2 protein-coding genes are annotated in these 2,028 nt (G+C 46.0%); one reads left to right on the top strand and one right to left on the bottom strand.

The features are described 5' to 3' along the window. Nucleotides 1-21 precede the first annotated feature (21 nt). Nucleotides 22-1,410, bottom strand: a complete 1,389-nt coding sequence (locus AACT52_RS11150; protein ID WP_073636645.1) for an RNA-guided endonuclease InsQ/TnpB family protein — start codon at nt 1,408-1,410, stop codon at nt 22-24. 67 nt (nt 1,411-1,477) lie between these two features. Between AACT52_RS11150 and tnpA the strand changes: the two genes are divergently transcribed. Beyond that, a complete protein-coding gene (tnpA, locus tag AACT52_RS11155; RefSeq protein ID WP_073636646.1) occupies nt 1,478-1,891 on the top strand; it encodes an IS200/IS605 family transposase in 414 nt (137 codons plus the stop codon). Nucleotides 1,892-2,028 lie beyond the last annotated feature (137 nt).

A 2,028-nucleotide genomic window follows, 5' to 3' on the forward strand; every position in this document is an offset into this window, starting at 1 on the left:
GTGACATACTCCTACCCTGAATCAAAGATTACAGGGTAGGCTTCCAACAGCCCGATGAAGGGTATGAAGGATTTCCTTCGTGGTACTAGTATCCATAGTTCCAACTACGGCTAACTTCGCACTACGGCGTTTTATGCTTGGGAAAATGCCCAACCCAAGCCTTTTCAGGTTGATTGCGGCGTTGATGTCGCGGTCAACCCTTAAAGAATGCTGCTCATCCCAATAGTCTCTGATGTCGCATTCGGTGAAGATAATTTCATCTCGATAGCACAGAACCATTGACGAGTAAGCAGGTTTTTGCGGAATGACGACTGCTCCAGCTTTTGCGGCTATGTAGTCCAGCGTCTTGAAAAAATTGCCAAACGCCGCATCAGACCAAGATTTATTGAGTCCTGACGAAGCCGCTTGACCATTCGGAAGAAACGTACCCGCCTCATCCTGTTTGGCTTTGTTGCGTTTGATTAAACCTTTGAGGTTAAGGTCTTCATGGAAGAAGACTTTCTTTCCAGTTCTCACCAATTGGTGAGCGGTTTTGTACTGAAAATCTTTGCGGGAACGGGCAATGCGTTGATGTTGTTTTGCTTCGCGTTTTGCCAGTTTGCGACGTGAACGACTGCCCCGTTTCCGCTTGTTCCGCTTCGTCGATATCCGGTCAAGTTTTGCTTGATTCTTTCTCAGAGGTTTCAAGGATGGCAATTTTTCACCTTCAGAAGTTGCCAAATAGACATCCTCATGCAACACCGCATCCATCCCCAATGAATTTTCCCATGTTGGGATGACCTCATCAGGATTGAATTCTGGTACGGTTGGGTCTTCCAGCATGATTTGCATGAACCAACCGTCAGCTTTCCGGGTCACACTGACTTGCTTGACGGTAAAACCTACTGGGATATCACGGTGCATTCGCACTTTAACAACTCCCAGTTTAGGGAGTCGAATATACATCCAGTGCTTGCGAACCAGAGAAATCTTGATTGCCTTACCATCTGCGAACGTCATGGTTTTGAAGTCTGCAACCGTCTTAAACCGAGGTTTTCCTGACTTATTGCCGTTGCTATCTCCAACCGTAAACCGCTCAAACGCCTTGTCTACCCGCTTCGATACTTCTTGTAAAATACTGGCATCCACGCCAGAGAAATCAAGCAATTCGCCGCTATGCCAAACTTTGACCAAATCCTGTTTCAGGATAGGTAATTGTTTCTTCTGAGCATAAAAGTTTGGCTTGTCGCGTAAGTCCGCAATGCTGCTCACTAAGGGGCAAGCATCAACACGAGTTCGATTCATCTCCCACCAATCAAACCTGTCTCCCAATTGGCGGTTATACCAGTAGCGAGAAATTCTCAGCCATTCATTCAGCTCAAGTTTTTGTTTAGTGTTTGGATAGAATCGGTACTGAAATGTTGTCTTCATTGCGTTACGACCTTTACGCTTGACTTAGTGTTATCATAACACCAGCCAAATACTTAGTGTCAATGCTATGAGCAAAGATTTTATCCATAAGGCAAGGGGCGTTTCAGACCTCAAGTGTCATTTAGTGTTAACTCCCAAATACCGTCGGAAGATTTTCAATGAACCAATGCTGTCGAGGTTGGAGGAAATTTTCAAAACGCTAATGGAGAAGTGGGAGGGTCGGTTAATCGAGTTCAATGGAGAGGTTGATCACGCCCACTTGCTGATTCAATACACCCCCCAAACTGAACCGAGCAAACTCATTAACAATCTGAAAACGGTTTCCAGTCGCTACCTTAGAAAAGAGTTTGCGGAACGGGTCAATGAGTTTTATCGAAAAGATGTTTTATGGACAAATGGCTACTTCATTGCGTCCTGTGGCGGCGTAACGGTGGAGCAACTTAAGCAATACATCGAAGAACAAGATCGCCCTGTTGAGTAGCGTAAGAGTTTGCTCGTTTCGGCGCTGTCTCCTTCCCTCGCTTCGCATTGGTCAGCAGACGCTTCTCAACTCACACGGCTTTCACCGCCACACCAAATTAAAAATTATGGTGTGGGGACTCCCGCCTGCCTAGCTAG

This window comes from Scytonema sp. HK-05, assembly GCF_963872035.1.
In the GTDB taxonomy this organism is placed as follows: Bacteria; Cyanobacteriota; Cyanobacteriia; order Cyanobacteriales; family Nostocaceae; genus Kalymmatonema.